The sequence below is a fragment of the Oxalicibacterium faecigallinarum genome, assembly GCF_014635705.1.
GTDB lineage: Bacteria > Pseudomonadota > Gammaproteobacteria > Burkholderiales > Burkholderiaceae_D > Oxalicibacterium > Oxalicibacterium faecigallinarum.
The window spans coordinates 1,411,445-1,435,130 of sequence record NZ_BMDI01000001.1 but is presented as its reverse complement, the minus strand read 5'-3'; the positions used below and the strand labels follow the sequence as shown (position 1 = coordinate 1,435,130).

Below are 23,686 nucleotides of genomic sequence, written 5' to 3'. Positions count from 1 at the left end.
GATCAGCCTTTCCTTGCATCGGCGAGGACGGAAGCCACGGTACGTTGCACCAGTGGCAGCTTGAATGCGTTGTCGTGGGTCGGATTGGCATTTGCCAGCAATTGTCTAGTGAATGCTTCTGCACCAGATCTCAGTTGTGGCTCGGCAGCTTCGACACGCCACGGTTTATGCGCAACACCACCGACTGCGATGCGTCCGCTGCCATCAGGCTGGATGATCGCGGCAACGGAAATCAAGGCAAATGCATACGAGGCACGATCACGCACCTTGCGATAGATGTGCGTGCCGGCGACAGGTTTGGGCAAGGTGACGGCGGTGATCAGTTCGCCCGGTTCCAGAATATGTTCGACATGTGGTGTCGTGCCGGGCAGACGATGCAGATCGGCAATCGGAATGATGCGTCGTGTCTGGTCTGCACGCAGTGTTTCCACCTGCGCATCGAGTACGCGCATGGCCACTGCCATATCGCTTGGATGCGTGGCGATGCAGGCACTGCTGGTACCGATGATGGCATGTTGCCGGCTGAATCCTTCGATTGCCGAGCAGCCGCTGCCGGGCTGACGTTTATTGCAGGGTTGATTGGTGTCGTAAAAGTAGGGACAGCGCGTGCGTTGCAGCAGATTGCCGGCCGTGGTGGCCTTGTTGCGTAGCTGGCTGGACGCGCCGGCCAGCAGGGCGCGTGACAGGACGCCGTAATCGCGACGTACACGCGCATCTGCGGCGAGTGCCGTATTCCTGACGAGTGCGCCGATGCGCAAGCCGCCATCAGGCAATGCTTCAATCTTGTCGAGTCCGAGCCCGTTGATGTCGACCAGATGTGCGGGCGTTTCGATCTCGAGCTTCATCAGGTCGAGCAGATTGGTGCCGCCAGCGATGAACTTTGCGCTGGGCTGTCTGACTGCCGCCAACGCGGACTCGGCGGTTTGTGGTTTTTGAAAGGTAAAGGCCTTCATACTTTTCTCCCTGCGACCTCGGTGATGGCATCGACGATGTTGGAGTAGGCACCGCAACGACAGATGTTGCCGCTCATGCGCTCGCGGATTTCTTCCGCAGTAACTTGTGGTGCAGCGTTCAAATCGGCCGTGACGTGGCTGGGAATGCCTTGCTGGATTTCGTCCAGCACAGCAACCGCAGAGCAGATCTGACCCGGTGTGCAATAACCGCATTGAAAACCGTCATGCTTGACGAAGGCTGCCTGCATCGGGTGCAGCGTATTGCCGGACGCGAGACCTTCGATGGTCGCAATCTTGTCGCCTTCATGCATGACAGCCAGACTCAGGCAGGCATTGATGCGTTGACCGTTGACGATCACGGTACAGGCACCGCACTGTCCGTGATCGCAGCCTTTCTTGGTGCCCGTCAGATGCAGATGTTCGCGCAGCGCATCGAGTAACGTGGTGCGGGTATCGACGTCCAGCGTATGCGGCGTGCCGTTGACTTCGAAAGAGAGTTTGGAAACGACGGGAGGTTGGGCTGGTTGCGCTTGAGGCTGCGCGGTAGAGATGGATGGTGCGGCGATGGCGGTGGCGGAAACGGCACCGACTTTCAGTACGCCGCGTCGGGTGATGCGGAGTTCGCTCAGGTCATTCATGATGGCCCTTTCAGTTAGTTTGGCGAATGGCTATGTCAGATTGTCAGGGTCTTGCAAAACGGGGGATGCAAACAAAACGCAAGTACGAGGCGGCGTTGCAGCTCGCACAAGAGATTGACCATACTAGTTGTAGGGCGTTCATTGATTAAGTAGCAAAGAAGAGATGGGCTTATGCATGTCATGCATGAATAAAAACGGATTATCTTGCTGTCGCTTGTTAAACTAATGAGCAATTTGACATCTTTACCTCAACTTCCGAGAGCGAGAACATGCGTGACAAACCAGTCGTTTTGATTCTTGCTGCGGGTAAAGGTGAGCGTTTTACCGCGTCGGGTGGCGGCGAACATAAACTCGCAGCACGGCTGGCCGGCACGTCGGTCCTGGATCATGTGATCCAAGCCGTAGCGTCATCCGGGCTGGCGATGCATGTCGTCAGACATTCTCCGGGACAGGGAGGGATGGGCGATTCGATTGCGGCAGGCGTGCGGGAAACGGCGCATGCGGCGGGCTGGCTGATTCTGCCAGGCGATTTGCCGTTGATTCGGCCAACCAGTCTGCAGCACGTTTCTGCCGGCATGATGGTCAAGACGATTGTGGTGCCGCATTATCGACAGCAACAGGGGCATCCGGTCGCGTTTCGCTACGACTGCTTCGATGCCTTGTCCGCATTAACCGGCGATGAAGGGGCGCGCGCTGTCGTCAAGGCGTATCGCCAGAGCGATCAGGTGCTGGATCTGGTACTGGATGATCCGGGTATCGTTACCGATGTGGATACGGTCGATGATCTTGTCGCGGCTGAAAAGGCGATGGCGCAGCACAAGTAAGACTGTATGTCCCGCTCAGCGCAGGCGAGAGCGCGCATGAAAAAGGCGAACCACGGTTCGCCTTTCTGTTTATTTCGATGAGTTGCCTTGTGCGCTCAGTAACGCGCAAGCCAGTGTGCGTAGGGAGCTGGCAAGGTCCAGGAGGGGCGGTCGATGCCGAGCTCCTTGGCAGCCAGATACGGCCAGTGTGGATTGGCCAGATGACTCCTGCCCACCATGACCACATCGAGCTGACCGTCCTTGACAACGCGCTCGGCGATCTCTGGTGTTCCAAAGCCCCAAGCTGATGAAACGGGAATCTCTGCTTCACGACGCACACGTTCTGCAATCGGACCGAGGAAGGCAGGGCCCCATGGGATCGAGGTTTCCGCAATCGTGAAGCCGATGCTGACGCTGATCATGTCCATGCCCGATGCTTTGAACTGCTTCACCAGACCAATCGATTCCAGCAAGGTTTGTTCGTCGCGGCCGTCGTATTCGATGACGCCAAAGCGCACGGTCAGGGGCAGGTTTTCCGGCCATACTTCACGCACGGCTTTCAGCGTTTCGAGCAGGAAGCGTGCACGGTTCTCCACGCTGCCACCGTAGATATCCTCGCGATGATTGGAATGTGCGGAGAAGAAGCTTTGTGCCAGATAGCCATGGGCAAAGTGCAGTTCCAGCCATTCAAAGCCGACGTCGCGTGCCCGCTGTGCGGCATCGACAAAATTCTGACGGACCCGTGCAATGTCATCCAGCGTCATCGCGCGTGGGGTTTTAGGCAAGCCTTTGCCATAGGCGATTGCCGATGGTGCAATGGTTTGCCAGCCGCGAGCATCCCCTTCCGCAATGTGGTCGTCGCCTTCCCAGGGACGATTTGCGCTGGCTTTTCTGCCCGCGTGTGCGATCTGGATGCCGGGCACCGCGCCGGCTGCTTTGATGTTTTGCACGATTGGTACGAATGCCTGCGCCAGATCGTCGTTCCAGATGCCGGTGCAGGCGGGCGTAATGCGGCCTTCGGGCGAAACGGCAGTTGCTTCGACGATGACCAGACCGGCACCACCCCGTGCGAGCGAAGTGTAGTGCGACAAATGCCATTCGTTCGGACGACCGTCGACGGCCATGTACTGACACATGGGCGGAATGGCGATGCGGTTGCGCAGGGTAACGTCTTTGAGCTTGAAGGATTGAAACAGGGCAGACATGAAAAACCTTTTTAAATGTGAAGTACTGACTGGATAGGGATCAAATCTTACATTCGTTATTTCGAATATATACGAACAATGGAATGAGTATAGTCGAAAGTGTAGAATGGTGCTCATGCGTCCCTTTAAACATCCTGCTGCCAGCGAATTTGCATTGGAGCGCGTGCTTTACGCACTCAGCGATTCGATTCGTCTGGAAATCGTGCGCCATCTCGCGCGTGTCGATGCCGCATCGTGTGGTGAGCTGGATGGTGGCCGCCCGAAGTCGACGGTGTCACATCACTTCAAGGTGCTGCGCGAGGCAGGACTGGTCTATACCGAAAACAGCGGCACCATTCACATGAATTCGTTGCGTCGCACCGACATGGAAAGTCGTTTTCCCGGTTTGCTTGCGGCAATTCTTTCGCAGCAGACTCCCTCCGCGAGTTGATGCTGCATGCTCGAAAGCAACGCTGGCCCCTGAAAAATCGCTGAATAAACCGTTTAAACCTTCCCAAAACGGTTTCCTTATTCGTTTTTCTTCTAAAGACATGCAAAAAGATTCGTTCTTTTTATAACGAACGAGTGCAATTATGGCGACCTGTTAGCTTTATTTGTAATAAGAGACGCCATGTCCGCCACGCTTTCTGTTCCATCAGGGAAATTTCGCCAAGCCCGGGTATTGCCCGGGTTTCATCTTTCACTCGGCTTTACGATCCTTTATTTGTGCCTGATCGTACTAATTCCGTTGTCGGCCGTCTTTGTCAAGACATTCACGATGACGTGGGATGGCTTTATTGCCGCTGTGACATCCGATCGTGTGGTGGCATCTTATAAGCTGACCTTTGGCGCCTCCCTGATTGCGGCGACGCTCAATGTGATTTTTGGCGGCATCGTGGCCTGGGTGCTGGTGCGCTACAAATTTCCGGGCAAGAAAATTATCGATGCACTGGTCGATCTGCCCTTTGCCTTGCCGACGGCTGTTGCCGGTATCGCCCTGACGGCCTTGTATTCGACCAACGGCTGGATCGGTCAGTACTTGGCTTCACTGGGCATCAAGGTGGCATTCACGCCGTTGGGCGTGGTGGTGGCGCTGACCTTCATTGGTTTGCCATTCGTTGTGCGAACCGTGCAACCGGTTCTGGAAGATGCCGAGCGTGAGCTGGAAGAAGCCGCTGCCAGTCTGGGTGCTGGTCACTGGCAGACTTTCAGCAAAGTGATTTTCCCGACGATTCTGCCTGCCTTGCTGACCGGCTTTGCGCTTGCGTTTGCACGTGCGACTGGAGAGTACGGCTCGGTCATTTTCATCGCCGGCAACATGCCGATGGTGTCTGAAATCACGCCATTGTTCATCGTCACCAAGCTTGAACAGTATGACTACGCTGGTGCCACGGCGATTGCCATGGTGATGCTGCTGGTTTCCTTCACGATGCTGCTTACGATCAACCTGTTGCAAGCCTGGACCCGCAAACGCGGCCAGTCGGAGAAAATCTAAGATGTCTGCCATTGCTTCTGCGGCATTGCCGCTCCCGACTGCCAAGCGCACGGCACCGGTCGTTCCTGCCGCAACGGTTGAGCCGATTTGGGTACGTACACTGCTGATTGGTGTCGCGCTTGCGTTCCTGACCTTGTTTCTGTTCATTCCGTTGGTGTCGGTGTTTGCCGAGGCACTGAAAAAAGGCTGGGATGCATACGTTGCCTCGATTCTTGAAGAAGATGCGATCTCGGCGATCAAGCTGACCTTGCTGACGGCAGCGATTGCCGTGCCGCTGAACCTGGTGTTTGGCGTGGCTGCGTCGTGGTGTATCGCCAAGTTTGATTTCCGCGGCAAGAGTTTCTTGCTGACGCTGATTGATCTGCCATTCTCGGTGTCGCCAGTGATCTCGGGTTTGATCTTTGTGCTGTTGTTCGGCGCACAAGGCTGGTTCGGCGAATGGCTGCAAGAGCACAACATCAAGATTCTGTTTGCGGTGCCGGGCATTGTGTTGGCAACGATCTTTGTGACCTTCCCGTTCGTGGCGCGCGAGCTGATTCCATTGATGCAGTCGCAGGGTAGTGAAGAGGAAGAAGCTGCGCTGGTACTCGGTGCATCGGGCTGGAAGACCTTCTGGCATGTGACTTTGCCAAACATCAAATGGGGTCTGCTGTACGGCGTGATCCTGTGTAATGCCCGTGCGATGGGTGAGTTTGGTGCAGTGTCGGTGGTATCCGGACACATCCGTGGGCAAACCAATACGATTCCGCTGCAAGTCGAGATTTTGTACAACGAGTATCAGTTTTCCGCTGCTTTTGCCGTCGCATCGTTGCTGGCGCTGTTGGCACTGGTTACACTTGCGCTCAAAACCTTTATTGAATGGCGCTTGCGCGACACACACGAACAGTATCAGGAGCAGGGATCATGAGTATTGAAGTCAAAAACATCCACAAGCAATTCGGCAGTTTTACCGCATTGAACAATGTCTCGCTGGATTTTCCGGCGGGTGAGCTGACCGCGCTGCTGGGCCCATCCGGCTGCGGCAAGACCACGCTGTTGCGCATCATCGCCGGCTTGGAACAACCGGATCACGGTCAGGTACTGCTGGATGGTGAAGATGCATCGGCGCGTCACGTGCGTGAGCGTCAGGTTGGCTTCGTGTTTCAGCACTATGCGCTGTTCAAGCACATGACCGTGTTTGAAAACATTGCGTTCGGTCTGCGTGTACGTCCTGCGGCAACCCGTCCGTCGGAATCGCAGATCAAGGAAAAAGTCACCAAGCTGCTGGAACTGGTGCAGCTCGATTGGCTGGCAGATCGTTATCCGCCGCAACTGTCCGGTGGTCAGCGTCAGCGTATCGCGCTGGCACGTGCACTAGCTGTCGAACCACGCGTTCTGCTGCTGGATGAACCGTTTGGTGCGCTGGATGCAAAAGTGCGTAAAGAGTTGCGTCGCTGGTTGCGTCGTCTGCATGACGAATTGCATGTCACCAGTATTTTCGTGACCCACGATCAGGAAGAGGCGCTGGAAGTCGCCGATCAGATCGTGTTGATGAACAAGGGTAACGTCGAACAGATCGGCGCACCCAAAGACGTGTACAACAATCCGGCGTCGCCATTCGTGTACGGCTTCCTCGGTAACGTCAATCTGTTCCATGGTCGTGTGCATGAAGGCGTGCTGCAGTCGGAAGGCATTCGCTTTGATGCACCTGACTACGCGCAGACGCAGGACGCCAAAGGGATTGGCTATGTGCGTCCGCATGATCTGGAAGTCGATCGCTACACCAGTGGCGCGGAAGGCATCGTGGTGCAACTGCGTCGTGCGCATGCCATCGGCCCGCTGGCCCAGCTGGAACTGGAACGCGACGACAACGGTGAACTGATCGAAGCCGTGATTTCCAACGATCGTTTCTCGCAACTGCATTTCAAGGAAGGCGAAACGCTGGTCGTGCGCCCGAAAAAACTGCAGGTCTTTATCGACGATTCGATTTAAGCGATCGCTCAGGCACTTCCGAGGAAGGTCTTCGGAGTGATCGCAGATGAACAACGATGTGCCACTCCGACGGCATTTATAGAGGTGTCTGGTAATGAATTTTCAGCAATTACGTTCCATACGTGAAACCGCGCGTTGCGGCTACAACCTGACGGAAGTCGCCAACGTGCTGTTCACATCCCAGCCTGGCGTCAGCCGCCAGATTCGCGAGCTGGAAGAAGAGCTCGGCGTCGATATCTTCGAACGCAACGGCAAGCGCCTGACCGGTCTGACCGATCCGGGTCGCGGCATCCTGCAAATCATCGATCGTCTGTTGCTCGAAGCAGAAAACCTGCAACGTGCCAGTCGCGAATATGCAGAGCAGGAGATCGGTACGCTCGCCGTCGCCACCACCCACACGCAAGCACGTTACATGCTGCCGAAAGTGGTACAGGCATTCCGCACTGCCTTCCCTAAAGTCCGTATCGCGCTGCAGCAGAGTTCGCCTGAACACATTGCCGAGTGGGTCTTGTCCGGCAAGTCGGATGTCGGTATTGCGACCGAAGGCTTGAGTCAGTTCGATGATCTGGTGTCCTTCCCATGCTACCGCTGGCATCATGCGATCGTCGTGCCGGATGGCCATCCCTTGCTAGAGAAAGCACCGGTCACCTTGCAGGATCTGGCGCAGTATCCTTTGATTACCTATGACCTGGGTTTTACCGGTCGTGGTCATATCGATGATGCATTCAAGAGTGCGAATCTGAATACCGACATCATCCTGACCGCAATGGACTCGGACGTGATCCAACAGTACGTTGCATTAGGTCTTGGTGTTGGTTTGGTGGCATCGATGGCATTGAAGCAAAGCGGTCCTAATCCCGGCCTCAAAGTGATCGACGGCGCACATCTGTTTGCCGAGAATGTCACGCGTTTGGCAGTGCGGCGAGGAGCGTATCTGCGCAGCTATACCTACGACTTCATTCAGTTATTTGCGCCGGATTTGACGCGTGAAGATATTGATCTGGCGGTCAAGAACGGTAACGCCGGATAACATCGATGGCATGAGCCGCACAAAAAGGAAAGACCAAGCCGCCGCGCTTCAGCCGGCGGCTTTTTTGTATGCATTGTCAGATGGCGGCAATAAAAAAGGCGATGCATTGCATCGCCTCTTGTCAAAAAAAGCAGACCCGGTTATGGCATCAACGGTTTGCGTGCCGCCTGTTTTGCCTTGATCTCGGTGACGGCTTTCTGGATTGCAGCGAGGCGCGCCTGTGTTGAAGGGTGGATGGCGGTGTAGCCATTGGTCACGCTGGCCGGATACTGCGTGGACAAGCGCTGCCAGAAGCTGGCTGCACCATCGATGTTGTAGCCTGCACGTGCCAGCATGTAGAGCGCGACGGTATCGGCAGCAACATCCATTTCCTGCGGCATTGGCTTGACGCCCGCCGTGCCACTGAACATGGTGGTATCCGGCGTCACGCGTGTCAGATTATCGATGATTGCGCCGACGGTGGCATTCATCTGATGGCGTGCCGGATGACCGAGTGCATTGTGCGCCAGTTCCCGTGCGAGCACGTAGGCCACTTCGGTATCGTTACGTGTGAAATTGAGCATGCCGCGCGTCAGCAGAACACGGCGACCATCTGCAAACGCATTGACGGTATCGACGTTACCCAGCTCGATGCCAAAGCCGCAGGCAGACGTCAGCGGCACGGTCACATTGACCGGTGTGCCTTTGCGTGACAAACCGAGCTTGACGCTGGAGAGTTTGTTGACCAGTGGGCCAAGTTGCGCCGCTGCCTGACGCTCTGCATTCGGGCCTTGTGGCAATGTTTGATTTTCAACGCTGACCAAGACATCGCCGCGCTGTACACCGGCACGTGCGGCACCGCTATTCTTCAACACGCCAGTGACTTGCAGACGTTCTTCCAGTCCGAGCGAGGTCGCTGCATCGACGTAATCTTCCGAATACGAATAACGGGTCTTGGCCGTAAAGCCGATCAGCTTGCGTGCGCTGCTTTTGCACAATGCGGCGTTATCTACCAGCAGTGGGGCAGAGACGTTATACAAACGATCCTGTTGTGCGGTGATCATGCGCAAGGCTTGCAACTGCTGCGATTCGACCGCCGGGACGGGCGTGCTGGTACGTGGCTGATCGAGCGAAACTGTCGTACAGCCTGCCAGCACAAGCGCAGCGACTGGCAGACAGGCGCGCTTGAGCAATTGTGTGTGTGACGTTGCTTGTTGCAGTCGGGATAGGGCAGGTTGAAGCAGACCTTGCATACATCGTTCTCCTGAAAAATTAGTGCTTGCCAGTGCTGCCGAAACCACCTGCACCGCGTTCGCTGGCATCAAAATCGTCAACCACATTAAAGCCGACTTGCAGCACCGGTACGATCACCAATTGCGCCAGACGTTCCATCGGATTGAGCGTGAAGGCAGTCTGACCGCGATTCCACGTCGATACCATCAACTGGCCTTGATAATCCGAATCGATCAAGCCGACCAGATTGCCCAGCACGATGCCATGCTTATGGCCCATGCCACTGCGTGGCAGGATGACGGCGGCATAACCCGGATCAGCCAGATGAATCGCCAGACCAGTTGGCACCAGATGCGTGGTGCCAGGCTCGATCACCAGTGGTGCATCGAGGCAGGCACGCAAATCCAGACCTGCGCTGCCCGGCGTGGCGTAGCTTGGCAGTTGATCTTTCATGCGTGGGTCGAGGATTTTGACGTCGATTGTTTTCATGAGGTGAGGCTTGGAGTGGAAACTGTGGAAATTCAGGAAATGGCATGCAGAGCGTTGCGCGCCAGACGCTGGGCAATTTCGCCAATCAACTGGCGCGCCAGCGTCTGCTTGTCGGCAAACGGCAAGGGCGTATGCCCGTTGTCATCGAACAGGATCAGTTCGTTTTCATCCTGTCCGAAAGTCTGATGGCCGATATTGCCGACCAGAAGTGGAATGTTTTTCTTGCGACGCTTGGCTTCGCCATACGCAAGCAGATTTTCCGACTCGGCAGCAAAGCCGACGCAATACGGTTTTTTGTCGAGCGCGGCAACGGCTGCGAGGATATCGACGTTCTCGTCGAATTCCAGCGAGGGCGTGCGGCTTTCTGCGGTCTTCTTGATCTTTTGTGCTGCGACGTTGCGTACACGCCAGTCGGCCACGGCCGCCACGGCGATGAACAAGTCCTGCGTAGCGACGCGCGACATGACGACATCGTGCATCTGCTCTGCGGTTTGTACATTGACGCGATGTACGCCAAACGGGGCGCTCAACGCGGTTGGTCCCGAGACAAGCGTTACTTCGGCGCCGGCTTCACGTGCTGCGCGCGCAATCGCGTAGCCCATCTTGCCGGATGACAGATTGGTGATACCACGTACCGGATCGATGGGCTCAAAGGTCGGGCCAGCCGTGACCAACACGCATTTGCCTGCCAGCGATTTCGGCTGGAAGGACGCGATGATTTCTTCAACCAGTTGTTCTGGTTCCAGCATGCGGCCCATGCCGGTTTCGCCACATGCTTGTTCGCCCGCATCCGGCCCCAGTATCTGAATGCCATCGGCACGCAGTTGCGCCACATTGCGCTGCGTTGCAGGGTTTTGCCACATCTCGACATTCATCGCGGGTGCAACCAGCAACGGCAGATAAGTCGGGCGCGCAACGCACAAGGTCGAGAGCAGATCGTCGCAGGCACCATGTGCCAGCTTGAACATGAAGTCAGCCGAGCACGGTGCAATCACAATCGCATCGACCCCGCGTGTCAGATCGATGTGCGGCATGTTGTTGGCGATGCGCGCATCCCACTGATTGGTGACGACAGGCAAGCCAGACAACGCTTGCATGGTGACCGGCGTGATGAAGTGTGTGGCGGCTTCGGTCATGACGACCTGCACGGTTGCGCCTGCCTTGCTCAAGGCGCGTGTCAGTTCGGCTGCCTTATAACAGGCAACGCCGCCGCTCAGGCCCAGTACGATTTTTTTGCCAGCGAGATCCATATCGTCTCCTGAAAGATGCCGCCTAGTGTAGCAGGCTCGATTTTGTGCAGTTCATCCGGGCTTATCGGTGTCTCAGCTACGTTTGACGCGTCGCAACTCATCGTAGATAAACAGCGCAGCACCGATGAAGATGGCGCTATCGGCGATGTTGAAGGCAGGCCAGTGCCAGCCACCCACGTGAAAATCCAGAAAATCGATCACGTGGCCGTATAGCAAGCGGTCAATCACGTTGCCGATCGCACCGCCCAGAATCAACGCCAATGCCCAGCAAAACAGGCGTTGCCCGGCATGACGTTTGAGCAGGTAGATGATGAAGGCTGATGCGCCAAGACCAAGCGCGGTGAAAAAATAACGCTGCCAGCCGGAATGGTCGGCCAGAAAGCTGAACGCTGCGCCCTTGTTATAAACGTGAACGAAATTGAAGAAGGACGTGACGTACACCGATTCACCATAGGCCATCACACGCACGGCGGTGATTTTGGTGATCTGATCCAGCAGGATGATGATGGTGGCGATGCCCAGCCATGGCAACAGCCCGGCGCGTGAAGAAGAGAAAGTGCGTTTGTTTGCCATCGAAGGTGTCAGGTATGTTGGGGAAGGCATTGAAGAAGCGGCATGCCAGCCATCTTACACGGCTGGCATGCCGCATCAGGGATGCAACAACGATCAGGCAAAGCGGCGTGCTTCACCTTTGCCAAACAGATTGTCGACACAGCGGCCGCACAAATCTGTGTGCTCGGCATGAGACCCGACATCGGCACGATAGTGCCAGCAACGCTCACATTTTTCATGCGTCGATGGTGTGACGGTGACCGCTTCCTCTTCTGCGCTGGCAGCCTTGGCAACGCGTGCTGCCGATGTGATCAGCATGAACTTCAGATCATCATCCAGGCTTGCAAGCAGATCGAACTTGTCGCCCGCTGCCTTGATATCGACCTCTGCCTGCAGCGACGAACCGATTGCGCCCGACACACGTACTTCTTCCAGTTGCTTGGTCACGTCGTTACGCACTTCACGCAATGCCGTGTACTTGGTCAGCAAGGCATCCTGATCGGCAACGACCGGCAAGGTGTAGAAGGTTTGCGTAAAGATGGTGTCGCCCGCATCGTCACCGGCAAAGACAGCCCACGCTTCTTCAGCCGTGAACGACAGCATCGGTGCCATCAGACGCAACAGCGAATGCGTCAGATGCCAGATTGCGCTTTGTGCCGAACGACGGGCATGCGAAGTCACACCGCAGGTGTACAGACGATCCTTCAGGATATCCAGATAGAAGCCGCCCAGGTCTTCCGTGCAATAGCCTTGCAGCTTGGAGACAACCGGATGGAACTCGTAACGATCGTAGTGCGCGAGGATATCGGCCTGCAGCGTGTGCATCTGTGCGATGGCATAGCGATCGATTTCCAGCATGTCAGCCACATCGACCAGATCCTTCTTGGCATCGAAGTCAGACGTATTGGACAGCAGGAAGCGCAGCGTATTGCGGATACGACGATAGCTTTCGGTTACGCGCTTGAGGATTTCATCCGAGATCGACAATTCACCCGAATAATCGGTCGAAGCGATCCACAGACGCAGGATGTCCGCACCCAGCGTGTCGGAAATCTTTTGCGGTGCCAGCGTGTTGCCGAGCGACTTCGACATCTTCTTGCCTTCGCCATCGACCGTAAAGCCGTGGGTCAGCAACGCCTTGTACGGCGCACGACCGTTGAGCATGGACGAGGTCAGCAACGACGAGTGGAACCAGCCGCGATGCTGATCCGAGCCTTCTAGATACAGGTCGGCAGGGAAGGCCAGTTCTTCCTTGTGAGAACCGCGTAACACGGTTTGATGCGTACAGCCGGAATCGAACCAGACGTCCAGCGTGTCCTTGTTCTTCAGGTACTGGTCTGCTTCATCGCCCAGCAATTCTTTCGGATCGAGCTTGAGCCATGCCTCGATACCTTCTTTCTCGACACGCTGCGCGATCTGTTCCAGTAGCTCCGGTGTGCGGGGATGCAGTTCGCCGGTTTCCTTGTTGATGAAGAACGCCATTGGCACGCCCCACTGACGCTGGCGCGACAAAGTCCAGTCAGGACGATTGGCGATCATGCCGTGCAAACGTGCCTTGCCCCAGCTTGGGAAAAATTCGGTCTGTTCGATTGCGGCCAATGCCGTTTTGCGCAGGCTGTCGCCGCCGTCTTTCGGCGTGACATCCATACCGGCAAACCATTGCGAGGTCGCACGATAGATGATCGGTGTCTTGTGACGCCAGCAATGCATATAGCTGTGGCTGAACATGTGCAGCTTGAACAGCGAACCGGTGGCCGTCAGTGCATCGCAGATCGGCTTGGATGCCTCCCAGATCGTCATGCCGCCAAACAGAGGGAGCCATGATGCGTATTTGCCGTCGGCCATTACGGGCGCGATGATCTCATCGTCCTTGATACCGTTGGTTTTGCACGAGATAAAGTCGTCCACGCCATAAGCCGGTGCGGAGTGGACTACGCCGGTACCACTATCGGCGGCAACATAGTCAGCCAGATAGATAGGCGACAAGCGATCGTAGCCCGCATCCGCTTTTGCCAGTGGATGGTGGAAGGCGATGCCACCCAGCGCAGCGCCATCGCAAGTCGCGATCACTTTGCCTTCGAGCTCATAGCGTTTGAGTGCGTCTTCCACCAGATCGGCAGCAAGGATCAGCAACAGCGGTTTGCCGTCGCGTGTCGTTTCGACTAGTGCGTATTTCAGTTCCGGATGGACGTTCATCGCCTGATTGGACGGGATCGTCCATGGCGTCGTCGTCCAGATCACGATGTAGCCGTCATTGGTTGGCAGCGATGCCAGACCAAATGCCTTGGCGATCTTGTCGTGCTGTGCAAACGGGAAGCCAACGTCGATGGCCGGATCGCGCTTGTCCTGATATTCGACTTCCGCTTCTGCCAGTGCCGAGCCGCAATCGAAGCACCAGTTGACCGGCTTCAGGCCGCGATAGACGTAGCCTTTTTCCATCAGTGTGCCGAGTGCGCGCAATTCATCGGCTTCATTGCCGAAGTTCATAGTCTTGTATGGGTTATCCCATTCGCCCAACACGCCCAGACGGATGAAGTCTTTCTTCTGGCGCTCGACCTGTTCGTTGGCGTAGGTACGCGCCTTTTCCATCACTTCTGCGGTTGGCAGGCTTTTGCCAAACAGTTTTTCGATCTGGATTTCGATCGGCATGCCGTGGCAATCCCAACCTGGCACGTATGGCGCGTCAAAGCCGCCAAATTGGCGTGTCTTGACGATCATGTCCTTCAGGATCTTGTTGACGGCGTGACCAAGGTGGATGTCGCCATTGGCATACGGCGGACCGTCATGCAGGATGAACTTCGGACGACCTTTGGAAGCCTGACGGATCTTTTCGTAGATCTTTTTATCCTGCCATTGCTTGACCCACTGCGGCTCGCGTTTGGCGAGATCACCGCGCATCGGGAACGGCGTATCGGTCATGTTGACCGGATATTTGCTGGATTGCTTGTTCTGGCCTGCCGGCTTGCCTGGCTTGTTTTCGGTTTTGCTCTGGTTATCGGACATGGGTCTGCTTTTCGAAAATTATTGGGTGGATCAAACGTGCGGCTCGACTAGTTATCTGAGCTGAGCCGCCTTGCTGCAAGAAGACGTTTGATCGTCAAATTCGGTCGGTGGCCGAGGTCGCACCATCGGTCACGGTTTGTATCGGCAGTTGCGCAAAGTAGGCACGTGCCTCGACCGCATCGCGCGCAATGGCAGCGGTCAGCGTAGGCAGATCGACGTACTTTTCTTCGTCGCGCAGTTTCTTCAAAAACTCCACACGCACCAGTTTGCCGTAGCAAGGTTGTGCGTAATCGAAGAGATGTGTTTCCAGCAGCACGCGGCCGCTGTCATCCACGGTCGGGCGCACACCAATGCTCGCCACGCCGGGCAACGGTTTCGCATCCAGCCCATGCACCTGCACGACAAAAATGCCGGAGACAGCAGGACGGTTGTGAGTGATGCGCAGGTTCAGCGTCGGAAAGCCAATCGTGCGGCCGAGCTTTTGACCATGCACGACGTGACCGGAAATGGAATACGGATGACCAAGCAGCGTTTCAGCCGCAGACAGATCGCCAGCCAGCAAAGCCTCGCGCACGGCGGAAGAGGAAATACGTTCGCCACCATTCGTCACGGTCGGTTGCGATTCAACCGTAAAACCGTATTCCACACTAGCTTGCACCAGCGTCGCCACGTTGCCAGCACGGCGCGCGCCGTAGCAAAAGTCCTCACCAACGATCAGCCATTTGACGTGCAAGCCCTGCACCAGAATCTTTTCGACAAATTCTTCTGGTGTCAGCGAAGCAAAATGCGCATTGAAGTGCTCAACAATCACGCGATCCACGCCGGCTTGCGAGAGCGATGCCAGCTTGTCACGCAAACTTGCAATACGTTTAGGCGCACGAGAGGGATCGCCAGCACGCTCCGCAAAGAATTCACGCGGATGCGGCTCAAAGGTCATGACCGCAGATTCCAGCCCCAGATTCGATGCGACTTCGCGCAGGCGTGCCAGCAAAGCCTGATGGCCACGATGCACACCGTCGAAATTGCCAATCGCCAGTGCGCAGGGCGCACGCGATTCAGCATTGGGAAGTCCGCGAAATACCTTCATTGAGAATGGAAGAGAGCCGGGCGGCGCGTCAGCCGCAAAACCTCGCATTATAAATGGTTTTGGTTGAAGCTTTGCCGGAGAGATAGTTAATGCAGATGCTGACCAAACCTCCCATGTTTATGGGAGTTCATTGTTGACAGTTAGCCACTAAAATTTCCGTCTTGCAATTTTATACATTCTGAGTATCAGATTTGCCCATAATTTTTGGAGGAAGTGTTGTTCGGCAACTGTGATGAATTCTGTTTGTATAACTAACGAATGCAAGTGATTAGTGGATTTAAACGAGTAGTTGACCGGTTAAAGGGTACTTAAATGCAGAAAAAGAGCGATGTGCCACCACAACTTGAAAGTAGAATGTCCGCGGAAAATTTTTGTGTAGATCTAATTGAAGGTTTCAAGAAAAAAGCTACGCACAATAAAGAGGAGTCGATGTTGTGTTTTTGGGCCTCGATGGGAGGAGCTTTACTCGTTCCATTTTTTGTCACATTAGGTAGGGATATTGGTACAGCAGTGGGTTGCGATGACGCCATATTTTGGCTCGAAAAAGTAATACCAAGCTTACTTTCAGTTTGTGTTGCATTCTCAACTGGTTGGTTGCAACTTCGAAAGCCGCAACAGCTTTGGTCTTTATATCGAACATCGCAGAGAGAGCTTGAAGATAATCTTCAAAAATTTCGTTTCGCGGTTGGAGAATATGCTGTTGTAGAAAGCTCGGAAAAGTTACTCATTGAAAGAGTAACTAAGATTGCTTTGGATGCGCACTATGCGTGGCTTCCAATGGTTCCAAATCCAGAAAAAATAGCATGATAGGTAAACGTTAATGGAGCATTCATCTACAACACTCAGGACGAAGTTTGGTGAATTTAAATTTCACTGTTTCTCGTGGGGGGCTCACGAAGAAGACAATCTCTTGGTTCTCGAGAATGGGAATTTCTTGGGACATCCTTTAGTTCGAGTACAAAGTGCGTGCTATTCGGCAGAGATATTTAGGAGTTTGGATTGTGATTGTCATGCACAGTTAGCAAAAAGCCAGCAATTAATCGCAGAAAAGGGAGGCTATCTAATTTACATGCTATGTGATGGTAGGGGAGCTGGGCTTTTAAATAAACTGCGGGGTATGGAGTTAGGTGAGACCGAGGGGTTAGACACCTCAGATGCTTATCAGAAATTAGGAATACCACAGGATCCTCGGGATTATGAGCGCGTTTGTACGGTGATCAAATACTTTGATCTCAAACATATCTTGCTTCTCACTAATAATCCGAGGAAAGTTAGCGCAATAGAGCGCGGTGGTATTTTGGTTGATAGACAGCCATTGGAAATTGGTTCTACACCTGAATCGAGACCATATTTGGCGACTAAGTCTAAAAAAATGGGACATTTGTTATCTGAGTTTGAGGATTGAGTTCATATAGATACTTACCTAACCTAAGATTTTCAATTTAAATAGATATTACAGAGTGGATTAGCAGACGATGTCTACAAACAACGACGACAAGCGATTGCTTTATCGTATTCCTGAGATTCATGAACCAACTTTGTTTGATTACATTGTTAAACAAATACCGAAAATCTTTCGTTTTACTGAGTACCTTACGATCACAGGGTTTATTCTCTATTTGGCTCTGAAAACAGAGTCCAAATTATTGTATGCATTCTCGACGGTACTTTATGGTTGTGTTCTGTTCTATGTGATGGATAAACAAATTACGTTTGTTAAAAAGCTTGAATTCAGAAATGTGTGGATAATGCGAATAACAAGTTTATTTTTACTTGTTTTAGGTGTTGTGCTCGTTTTCGGCTCGTTGCAGTTAGTGTTATCAATAGCTACAGCACAAAAATAGTATGGATCTACCAATCTATTCAACTATGCGTTGCCGGATGATTTCAGGCGATTGCTAACTAATGAGTCACAGCGTTGCCAACTTAATTTACATCGCTCCCCAAATCGCATTCAACCCCGCCAACGCCGCTAATCCCGCAGTCTCCGTCCGCAACACTCTCGGTCCCATCGACAGCATCATCACACCTTGCGCTACGGCGTCATTTTCTTCCCGCTCTGTAAAACCACCTTCCGGCCCGATTAGTAGTCCGACCGATTGCGGCGGGTGATGGCGTGCCCAGTCTGATAGTGATTGTTCGGCACGTGGGCTGAGCAGGATGCGGACGTGCAGGTCTTTTTGTGCAATCCACTGATTGAAATCGACCGGTTCGGCCAAGGTGGCAAGTCGGTTGCGGCCGCTTTGTTCTGAGGCGGCTTCGATCACGCCTTGCCAGTGCTGCATCTTTTTGGTGGCCCGTTCAGCCGACAGGCGTACGACACAACGTTGGGATGCCAATGGCTGGATGGCATGCACGCCAAGTTCCACGGCTTTTTCGATGATCCAGTCCATTTTGGAGGCTTCCGGCAGGGCTTGGGCCAGCGTGATGGCGTAGGGCAGTTCGGTTTCGATGGGTTCGAACAGCTTGATTTCTGCCGTGGCGCGCTTTTTCTCGATGGTGGTGAGCGTTGCGGTGTACTGGCCGCCCTCGCCATTGAACAGCGTGATGCGATCGCCTGCACTTAAACGGACGACATGGACGTGGTGCGCAACGTGTTCGGGCAGGGTGATGGTTTGGCCAATGGCAAGCGGCTGCGGGCAGAAAAAGCGGGGCATCAGGGTTTCCAGAGTGGTCGGCGCGGCGCAATGGCGGCATGCGCGGTTGCTTGTTGCTTGGCGCACCGGACTGTAAAAGATTTCAACAACAGTGATTTTAGTCCACTAGGGCCTGTTGGCTCACTCTGGTAAAATATGCGCCTTCGTAACACCTTGCCGCAAGGCGATTTCGGGCTGCAGCTTGCCCGCTTTGACTCACTCCTTCGACCGCCCTTCATATTCAAACATGACTTCCACGCTCCCGACCACCAAAATGGCCAACGCGATCCGCGCGCTGGCAATGGATGCTGTTCAAAAGGCCAATTCCGGTCACCCAGGCATGCCGATGGGCATGGCAGAGATTGCCGTTGCACTGTGGTCGAAGCACTACGCGCATAACCCGGCTGATCCTAAGTGGGTCAACCGTGATCGTTTTGTATTGTCGAATGGTCATGGTTCGATGCTGCACTATGCGCTGCTGCACCTGACAGGTTACGACCTGTCGATGGATGAGCTGCGTAATTTCCGCCAGATGCATTCCAAGACGCCGGGCCATCCGGAAGTGGACATCACGCCGGGTATCGAAACCACGACCGGCCCGCTGGGACAGGGCATCACCAATGCGGTCGGTATGGCACTGGCAGAAAAACTGCTGGCGGCAGAATTCAATCGTCCAAATCTGGACATCATCGATCACTACACCTATGTTTTCCTCGGCGATGGCTGCCTGATGGAAGGTATTTCACACGAAGCCTGCTCGCTGGCCGGTACGCTGCGTCTGTCCAAGCTGATCGCACTGTATGACGACAACGGTATTTCGATCGATGGTCACGTTGAAGGCTGGTTCACCGACGATACGCCGAAGCGTTTTGAATCGTACGGCTGGAACGTGATCCGCGCGGTTGACGGTCACGATGTGGCTGCGCTGGATGCCGCAATCGAAGCCGCGAAAAAATCGGACAAGCCAACCCTGATCTGCTGCCGTACGGTCATCGGCAAAGGTTCGCCAAACATGGCGGGTACGCACAATGTGCACGGCGCTGCGCTGGGCGACAAGGAAATCGCTGCCACGCGTGAAGCCATCGGCTGGAGCGACGCACCATTTGAAGTGGCTGCTGACGTCTATGCAGCATGGGATGCCAAGGCAACCGGCGCCAAGCGCCAAGGTGACTGGCAAGCCAAGCTGGATAATTACGCCAAACAATTCCCTGCAGAAGCTGCCGAGCTGGCACGCCGCATGAAGGGTGAACTGCCAGGCAATCTGGACAAAGCCGTCAACGAATACATCGCTGCCTGCGTCGAGAAGCAAGAAACCATCGCAACCCGTAAAGCCAGCCAGAACGCGATTCAGGCATTGGCACCCGTGTTGCCAGAATTCCTGGGCGGTTCGGCCGATCTGACCGGCTCCAACCTGACTAACTGGAAAGAATGCGTTGCGGTACGTGGCGATCAGGCCGGTAACCACATCAACTACGGTGTGCGTGAATTTGGCATGAGCGCGATCATGAACGGTATCGCTCTGCATGGCGGTTACATCCCGTTTGGCGCAACCTTCCTGACCTTCTCCGATTACAGCCGCAATGCATTGCGTATGGCTGCGTTGATGAAGACGCGTTCGATCTTCGTCTTCACGCACGATTCGATCGGTCTGGGCGAAGACGGCCCAACCCACCAGTCGGTTGAGCACGTATCGAGCCTGCGCCTGATCCCGAATCTGGATAACTGGCGTCCATGCGATACGGTGGAATCGGCCGTGGCATGGGAGCAAGCGGTCAAGCGCAGCAATGGCCCAACCACGCTGATCTTCTCGCGTCAGAATCTGCCGTTCCAGCAACGTAGCGACGAACAGATCGCCAACATCAAGCGCGGTGGCTATGTGCTGCGTGATGCCAAGGACGCAAAAATCATCCTGATCGCGACCGGTTCGGAAATCGAACTGGCAGTCAAAGCGGCTGACGAGCTGGCCAAGCACGGCGTTGCAGCACGTGTCGTTTCGATGCCATCGACCGATGTATTCGATCGTCAGGATGCAGCCTATAAAGCCAGCGTGCTGACCAAAGGCGTGCCACGTGTGGCGATCGAAGCTGGTGTCACCGACTTCTGGTACAAGTACGTTGGCCTCGAAGGCGGCGTGGTCGGTATCGATACGTTTGGCGAATCGGCACCGGCTGGCGTGCTGTTCAAGCATTTTGGCTTCACGGTTGAAAACGTGATCGCGACTGTCAAAAAAGCACTCGCGTGATCGAGATCACATTCCGCCGTGCCACGCCTGACGATGCTGCTGCGATTGCAGCACTGCGTGTAGAAAGCTGGCGTGCGACGTATCGCGGCGTCATGCCCGATGCCTACCTCGATGGCATGAAGACCGAGGACAGCACCGCGATGTGGTCACAAGTGCTGCTGGCCGATGTGCCGTCGATTTCAGTTTTCGTTGCGATGGCGGGTGATGAGCTGGTTGGTTTTGCTTCCGGCATGTTGCTGACACCTGCCAAGTTTGAGCTCGATGCAGAATTGACGGCAATCTACCTCAAGCCGATTGCACAGCGTGGCGGTGTTGGCCGTCGTTTGCTAGCACTCGTTGCCGAAGCCATGCAGAAGCAGGGCGCAGAAGGTTTGCTGGTCTGGGTGATTGCCGATAACAAGCCGGCGCGCAGTTTTTATGAAGAACTTGGTGCCGAGTTGTTAGTCGAACAACCATTCACCTGGGATGGCCTTGATTTGATGGAAGCCGGCTACGGCTGGCGCGATTTACCTGCCTTGCAGGCAGCCTGCGCGACCAAGCGGCCGTCCGGGCAATGATGTTTCTTTCGTTGATGTTGAATTTTCTGGAGAAAAAGAATGACAATCCGCGTTGCAATTAACGGCTATGGCCGTATCGGTCGCAATGTACTGCGTGCCCACTACGAGAGCGGCAAGAAAAACGATATCCAAATCGTCGCGATCAATGACCTCGGCAAACCGGAATCGAACGCACACCTGACCCGTTACGATACTGCGCACGGCAAGTTCCCGGGCACAGTGGAAGTCGATGGCGATTTCATGGTCGTCAATGGCGATCGCATCCGCGTCTTCGCGCAACGTGATCCAGCACAAATCCCTTGGGGCGATCTGAATGTCGACGTCGTGCTGGAGTGCACGGGTTTCTTTACGACGAAAGAAAAGGCATCGGCTCATCTCAAAGGTGGCGCCAAGAAAGTCATCATTTCCGCACCGGGCGGCAAGGATGTGGATGCGACCGTCGTCTTCGGCGTGAACAACAGCGTGTTGAAATCGACCGACACCGTTATCTCCAACGCATCGTGCACCACCAACTGTCTGGCCCCACTGGTCAAACCGCTGAATGACAAAATCGGTCTGGTCAATGGCCTGATGACCACCGTTCACGCGTTCACCAACGATCAGGTGCTGACCGACGTCATGCACGAAGATCTGCGTCGCGCACGCTCGGCCACGCAATCGATGATCCCGACCAAGACCGGCGCTGCTGCTGCGGTTGGCCTGGTACTGCCGGAACTCAATGGCAAGCTCGACGGTTACGCGATCCGCGTTCCGACCATCAACGTCTCGATCGTTGATCTGTCGTTCATCGCTGCACGTGACACGACCGTGGAAGAAATCAATGCCATCATGAAGGAAGCATCGGAAGGCGCATTGAAAGGCATCCTGACCTACAACACCGAGCCTTTTGTTTCGGTCGACTTCAACCACAACCCAGCGTCGAGCAACTTTGACTCAACGCTGACCAAAGTGTCGGGTCGTCTGGTGAAGGTCTCGTCGTGGTACGACAATGAGTGGGGCTTCTCCAACCGTATGCTGGATACGACCGTCGCACTGATGTCGGCCAAGTGATCGAGCAAGCGAATCAAGCTTCAACAAAAATGCCCCGCAAGTCGGGGCATTTTTTATTGATATTGCGTCTGTGGCGATGCAAGTTCATCACGTCGTTCCGGATAAGCCAGGCCAAGACGATCCCGTAATGTGCCCGGTTCGTAAGACTGGCGATAAATCCCCCGATTTTGCAGCTCCGGAATCACGCTATCGACAAAGCGTGTCAAGCCAACCGGAAACACGGATGGCATCAGGTTGAAACCATCAGCGCCACGTTCTTCCAGCCATTGCTGCAATACATCCGCAACCTGCGTGACACTGCCCACGACGGTGACAAAACCATGTCCGCCCGCGCTGCGATCCAGAAACTGACGGATGGTCATGCGTTCGCGTTCTGCTGCATCCAGAATGGCGCTCTTGATACTCGTAATGCCTTGCAGCGTCGGATCGTGATGTTTCACCTTATCCAACGGCACGGGATCATCCAGATGGTAGTCAGCCAGATTGACGGTGAAGAAGCGCGACAGATTGGCGAGCGCTTGTGGTCTGACGACCAGTTCGTTGAGTTCGGCAGCAATCTCTTTGGCTTCTGCTTCGGTGTCGCCAACGATGGGTGCAAATCCCGGCATGATCAATAGTTGATCAGACTGCCGTCCGTAGCGCGCCATGCGTGATTTCACGTCCTTGTAGAAATCCTGTGCCGCGGCCAACGTCTGCTGCGCAGTGAAGACGACATCGGCAGTTCGTGCGGCCAGCTCCTTGCCGCCGTCCGACTGACCGGCTTGCACGATGACCGGATGACCTTGAGGCGGGCGCGGCACGTTCAACGGGCCGTTGATGGAAAAGAATTTTCCCTGATGCGTAAATGCACATGGGCGACTGTGGGCGAGTTGGTCGGAGGCATCCAGATCCAGTAACGCGAAGTCTTCTTCCCAGCTATCCCACAAGCGTTTGACGACATCGACGAACTCGGTAGCGATTTCGTAGCGCAACGAACGTTCCGGATGCTCCTTGCGTGTGAAGTGCTGGACGGCCGAATTGGCACCCGTCACCAGATTCCATGCCGCTCGACCACGACTGATGTGATCCAGCGAAGCAAACTTGCGCGCAAGATGGAATGGCTCGTTATAGGTCGTATCGGCAGTACCGATCAGGCCGATATGGCTGGTGACGGATGAAAGTGCGGAGAGCAGGGTGAAAGGTTCAAAGCGACGCGAGAGACCAAAGAAACCGTCAGCCATGAAGACTGCATCAAACAAGCCACGCTCGGCTTCCTGCGCCAGATTCTTGTAGTAGTCGAAATCCAGATCACGTTTTGGTTGCGCCTGCGGGTGACGCCATGCGCCCGCATGATGGCCGCTACCTCGAATGACGACATTGAAATGCAACTGACGCTTGCGTTGACTACTCATTCCCCTTCTTCACTTCCCTTGCAATTGATCTGTTCATCGTTGATTGAATTGATCAGATACTAATTGCTGCCGTTATCTACTGAGAAGGAATAAAAACGAGGAAGCTTAGGCGTTTTCTGGCATGGCACCATGCGATGCGGATT

At 54.8% G+C, this 23,686-nt stretch carries 23 protein-coding genes; 12 read left to right on the top strand and 11 right to left on the bottom strand.

The window, feature by feature from the left end; all coding sequences use genetic code 11:
• Positions 1 to 2: 2 nt before the first annotated feature.
• A complete protein-coding gene (locus IEV29_RS06825) occupies positions 3 to 953 on the bottom strand; it encodes an FAD binding domain-containing protein (protein WP_188380460.1) in 951 nt (316 codons plus the stop codon).
• Positions 950 to 1,591, bottom strand: coding sequence for an aldehyde dehydrogenase iron-sulfur subunit PaoA (gene paoA / locus IEV29_RS06820; RefSeq protein ID WP_188380459.1), 642 nt, complete (start codon positions 1,589 to 1,591; stop codon positions 950 to 952). Before paoA ends, IEV29_RS06825 begins: the two co-directional genes overlap by 4 nt.
• 269 nt (positions 1,592 to 1,860) lie before the next feature.
• Here paoA and IEV29_RS06815 point away from each other — a divergent pair, with 269 nt between their 5' ends.
• A complete protein-coding gene (locus IEV29_RS06815) occupies positions 1,861 to 2,415 on the top strand; it encodes a nucleotidyltransferase family protein (RefSeq protein WP_188380458.1) in 555 nt (184 codons plus the stop codon).
• A gap of 95 nt (positions 2,416 to 2,510) precedes the next feature.
• Here the strand turns inward: IEV29_RS06815 and IEV29_RS06810 are convergent, their stop codons facing one another.
• Positions 2,511 to 3,599 (bottom strand): NADH:flavin oxidoreductase/NADH oxidase, encoded by a 1,089-nt coding sequence (locus IEV29_RS06810; RefSeq protein WP_188380457.1) that lies wholly within the window; start codon positions 3,597 to 3,599, stop codon positions 2,511 to 2,513.
• Between the two features lie 115 nt (positions 3,600 to 3,714).
• Between IEV29_RS06810 and IEV29_RS06805 the strand changes: the two genes are divergently transcribed.
• The 6 genes from IEV29_RS06805 (at position 3,715) to IEV29_RS06780 (ending at position 8,255) form a co-directional block, all read left to right on the top strand.
• Complete coding sequence (locus tag IEV29_RS06805) at positions 3,715 to 4,029, top strand: ArsR/SmtB family transcription factor (RefSeq protein ID WP_188380456.1); 315 nt, start codon at positions 3,715 to 3,717, stop codon at positions 4,027 to 4,029.
• 180 nt (positions 4,030 to 4,209) lie between these two features.
• Entirely contained in the window at positions 4,210 to 5,073 is an 864-nt protein-coding gene (gene cysT / locus IEV29_RS06800) for a sulfate ABC transporter permease subunit CysT (RefSeq protein WP_188380455.1), read from the top strand.
• 1 nt (position 5,074) lies between these two features.
• Positions 5,075 to 5,980 (top strand): sulfate ABC transporter permease subunit CysW, encoded by a 906-nt coding sequence (cysW, locus tag IEV29_RS06795; RefSeq protein ID WP_188380454.1) that lies wholly within the window; start codon positions 5,075 to 5,077, stop codon positions 5,978 to 5,980.
• The gene (locus IEV29_RS06790; protein ID WP_188380453.1) at positions 5,977 to 7,044 is read left to right on the top strand and encodes a sulfate/molybdate ABC transporter ATP-binding protein; all 1,068 of its coding nucleotides are present in this window, start codon (positions 5,977 to 5,979) and stop codon (positions 7,042 to 7,044) included. Before cysW ends, IEV29_RS06790 begins: the two co-directional genes overlap by 4 nt.
• 94 nt (positions 7,045 to 7,138) lie before the next feature.
• A complete protein-coding gene (locus IEV29_RS06785) occupies positions 7,139 to 8,074 on the top strand; it encodes a CysB family HTH-type transcriptional regulator (protein ID WP_188380452.1) in 936 nt (311 codons plus the stop codon).
• A gap of 10 nt (positions 8,075 to 8,084) precedes the next feature.
• Positions 8,085 to 8,255 (top strand): hypothetical protein, encoded by a 171-nt coding sequence (locus tag IEV29_RS06780; RefSeq protein WP_188380451.1) that lies wholly within the window; start codon positions 8,085 to 8,087, stop codon positions 8,253 to 8,255.
• Here IEV29_RS06780 and IEV29_RS06775 read toward each other — a convergent pair.
• The 6 genes from IEV29_RS06775 to IEV29_RS06750 all read right to left on the bottom strand — a co-directional run bounded on the left by IEV29_RS06775 (position 8,215) and on the right by IEV29_RS06750 (position 15,667).
• Entirely contained in the window at positions 8,215 to 9,306 is a 1,092-nt protein-coding gene (locus tag IEV29_RS06775; RefSeq protein ID WP_188380450.1) for a M48 family metallopeptidase, read from the bottom strand. The genes IEV29_RS06780 and IEV29_RS06775 overlap by 41 nt on opposite strands.
• A 19-nt stretch (positions 9,307 to 9,325) precedes the next feature.
• Complete coding sequence (gene dut / locus IEV29_RS06770; protein ID WP_188380449.1) at positions 9,326 to 9,775, bottom strand: dUTP diphosphatase; 450 nt, start codon at positions 9,773 to 9,775, stop codon at positions 9,326 to 9,328.
• Positions 9,776 to 9,807: 32 nt separating this feature from the next.
• Positions 9,808 to 11,025 (bottom strand): bifunctional phosphopantothenoylcysteine decarboxylase/phosphopantothenate--cysteine ligase CoaBC, encoded by a 1,218-nt coding sequence (gene coaBC, locus IEV29_RS06765; protein WP_188380448.1) that lies wholly within the window; start codon positions 11,023 to 11,025, stop codon positions 9,808 to 9,810.
• A gap of 72 nt (positions 11,026 to 11,097) precedes the next feature.
• Positions 11,098 to 11,598, bottom strand: coding sequence for a signal peptidase II (gene lspA, locus IEV29_RS06760; protein WP_188381108.1), 501 nt, complete (start codon positions 11,596 to 11,598; stop codon positions 11,098 to 11,100).
• A gap of 93 nt (positions 11,599 to 11,691) precedes the next feature.
• A complete protein-coding gene (gene ileS, locus IEV29_RS06755) occupies positions 11,692 to 14,580 on the bottom strand; it encodes an isoleucine--tRNA ligase (RefSeq protein ID WP_188380447.1) in 2,889 nt (962 codons plus the stop codon).
• Between the two features lie 94 nt (positions 14,581 to 14,674).
• Complete coding sequence (locus IEV29_RS06750) at positions 14,675 to 15,667, bottom strand: bifunctional riboflavin kinase/FAD synthetase (protein ID WP_188380446.1); 993 nt, start codon at positions 15,665 to 15,667, stop codon at positions 14,675 to 14,677.
• Positions 15,668 to 15,979: 312 nt separating this feature from the next.
• Between IEV29_RS06750 and IEV29_RS06745 the strand changes: the two genes are divergently transcribed.
• Positions 15,980 to 16,474: a DUF4231 domain-containing protein gene (locus IEV29_RS06745; protein ID WP_229726268.1), complete on the top strand. Its 495-nt coding sequence runs from the start codon at positions 15,980 to 15,982 to the stop codon at positions 16,472 to 16,474.
• A 13-nt stretch (positions 16,475 to 16,487) separates the two neighbouring features.
• Positions 16,488 to 17,072, top strand: a complete 585-nt coding sequence (locus IEV29_RS06740; protein ID WP_188380445.1) for a GTP cyclohydrolase II — start codon at positions 16,488 to 16,490, stop codon at positions 17,070 to 17,072.
• 526 nt (positions 17,073 to 17,598) lie between these two features.
• Here IEV29_RS06740 and IEV29_RS06735 read toward each other — a convergent pair.
• The gene (locus IEV29_RS06735) at positions 17,599 to 18,324 is read right to left on the bottom strand and encodes a 16S rRNA (uracil(1498)-N(3))-methyltransferase (protein ID WP_188380444.1); all 726 of its coding nucleotides are present in this window, start codon (positions 18,322 to 18,324) and stop codon (positions 17,599 to 17,601) included.
• Between the two features lie 226 nt (positions 18,325 to 18,550).
• Here IEV29_RS06735 and tkt point away from each other — a divergent pair, with 226 nt between their 5' ends.
• From tkt to gap, 3 genes are read left to right on the top strand one after another with little or no spacing between them, the layout of a single operon-like run.
• Positions 18,551 to 20,545: a transketolase gene (tkt, locus tag IEV29_RS06730; RefSeq protein WP_188380443.1), complete on the top strand. Its 1,995-nt coding sequence runs from the start codon at positions 18,551 to 18,553 to the stop codon at positions 20,543 to 20,545.
• On the top strand, positions 20,542 to 21,102 hold the full coding sequence (locus IEV29_RS06725) for a GNAT family N-acetyltransferase (RefSeq protein ID WP_188380442.1): 561 nt from the start codon (positions 20,542 to 20,544) through the stop codon (positions 21,100 to 21,102). Before tkt ends, IEV29_RS06725 begins: the two co-directional genes overlap by 4 nt.
• A gap of 39 nt (positions 21,103 to 21,141) precedes the next feature.
• Entirely contained in the window at positions 21,142 to 22,152 is a 1,011-nt protein-coding gene (gene gap / locus IEV29_RS06720) for a type I glyceraldehyde-3-phosphate dehydrogenase (RefSeq protein WP_188380441.1), read from the top strand.
• 53 nt (positions 22,153 to 22,205) lie between these two features.
• Here gap and IEV29_RS06715 read toward each other — a convergent pair whose 3' ends face one another.
• The gene (locus IEV29_RS06715; RefSeq protein WP_188380440.1) at positions 22,206 to 23,543 is read right to left on the bottom strand and encodes an LLM class flavin-dependent oxidoreductase; all 1,338 of its coding nucleotides are present in this window, start codon (positions 23,541 to 23,543) and stop codon (positions 22,206 to 22,208) included.
• Between the last annotated feature and the right edge of the window lie 143 nt (positions 23,544 to 23,686).

Bases quoted from the DNA above. Each gene is read 5' to 3' on its own strand.
- coaBC (WP_188380448.1), bottom strand. From the start codon at position 11,025: ATGGATCTCGCTGGCAAAAAAATCGTACTGGGCCTGAGCGGCGGCGTT.
- cysT (WP_188380455.1), top strand. From the start codon at position 4,210: ATGTCCGCCACGCTTTCTGTTCCATCAGGGAAATTTCGCCAAGCCCGG.
- dut (WP_188380449.1), bottom strand. From the start codon at position 9,775: ATGAAAACAATCGACGTCAAAATCCTCGACCCACGCATGAAAGATCAA.
- cysW (WP_188380454.1), top strand. From the start codon at position 5,075: ATGTCTGCCATTGCTTCTGCGGCATTGCCGCTCCCGACTGCCAAGCGC.
- IEV29_RS06810 (WP_188380457.1), bottom strand. From the start codon at position 3,599: ATGTCTGCCCTGTTTCAATCCTTCAAGCTCAAAGACGTTACCCTGCGC.
- IEV29_RS06785 (WP_188380452.1), top strand. From the start codon at position 7,139: ATGAATTTTCAGCAATTACGTTCCATACGTGAAACCGCGCGTTGCGGC.
- IEV29_RS06790 (WP_188380453.1), top strand. From the start codon at position 5,977: ATGAGTATTGAAGTCAAAAACATCCACAAGCAATTCGGCAGTTTTACC.
- IEV29_RS06780 (WP_188380451.1), top strand. From the start codon at position 8,085: ATGAGCCGCACAAAAAGGAAAGACCAAGCCGCCGCGCTTCAGCCGGCG.
- lspA (WP_188381108.1), bottom strand. From the start codon at position 11,598: ATGGCAAACAAACGCACTTTCTCTTCTTCACGCGCCGGGCTGTTGCCA.
- IEV29_RS06745 (WP_229726268.1), top strand. From the start codon at position 15,980: ATGCAGAAAAAGAGCGATGTGCCACCACAACTTGAAAGTAGAATGTCC.
- IEV29_RS06815 (WP_188380458.1), top strand. From the start codon at position 1,861: ATGCGTGACAAACCAGTCGTTTTGATTCTTGCTGCGGGTAAAGGTGAG.
- gap (WP_188380441.1), top strand. From the start codon at position 21,142: ATGACAATCCGCGTTGCAATTAACGGCTATGGCCGTATCGGTCGCAAT.
- IEV29_RS06825 (WP_188380460.1), bottom strand. From the start codon at position 953: ATGAAGGCCTTTACCTTTCAAAAACCACAAACCGCCGAGTCCGCGTTG.
- IEV29_RS06750 (WP_188380446.1), bottom strand. From the start codon at position 15,667: ATGAAGGTATTTCGCGGACTTCCCAATGCTGAATCGCGTGCGCCCTGC.
- IEV29_RS06740 (WP_188380445.1), top strand. From the start codon at position 16,488: ATGGAGCATTCATCTACAACACTCAGGACGAAGTTTGGTGAATTTAAA.
- IEV29_RS06735 (WP_188380444.1), bottom strand. From the start codon at position 18,324: ATGCCCCGCTTTTTCTGCCCGCAGCCGCTTGCCATTGGCCAAACCATC.
- IEV29_RS06805 (WP_188380456.1), top strand. From the start codon at position 3,715: ATGCGTCCCTTTAAACATCCTGCTGCCAGCGAATTTGCATTGGAGCGC.
- paoA (WP_188380459.1), bottom strand. From the start codon at position 1,591: ATGAATGACCTGAGCGAACTCCGCATCACCCGACGCGGCGTACTGAAA.
- ileS (WP_188380447.1), bottom strand. From the start codon at position 14,580: ATGTCCGATAACCAGAGCAAAACCGAAAACAAGCCAGGCAAGCCGGCA.
- tkt (WP_188380443.1), top strand. From the start codon at position 18,551: ATGACTTCCACGCTCCCGACCACCAAAATGGCCAACGCGATCCGCGCG.
- IEV29_RS06775 (WP_188380450.1), bottom strand. From the start codon at position 9,306: ATGCAAGGTCTGCTTCAACCTGCCCTATCCCGACTGCAACAAGCAACG.
- IEV29_RS06715 (WP_188380440.1), bottom strand. From the start codon at position 23,543: ATGAGTAGTCAACGCAAGCGTCAGTTGCATTTCAATGTCGTCATTCGA.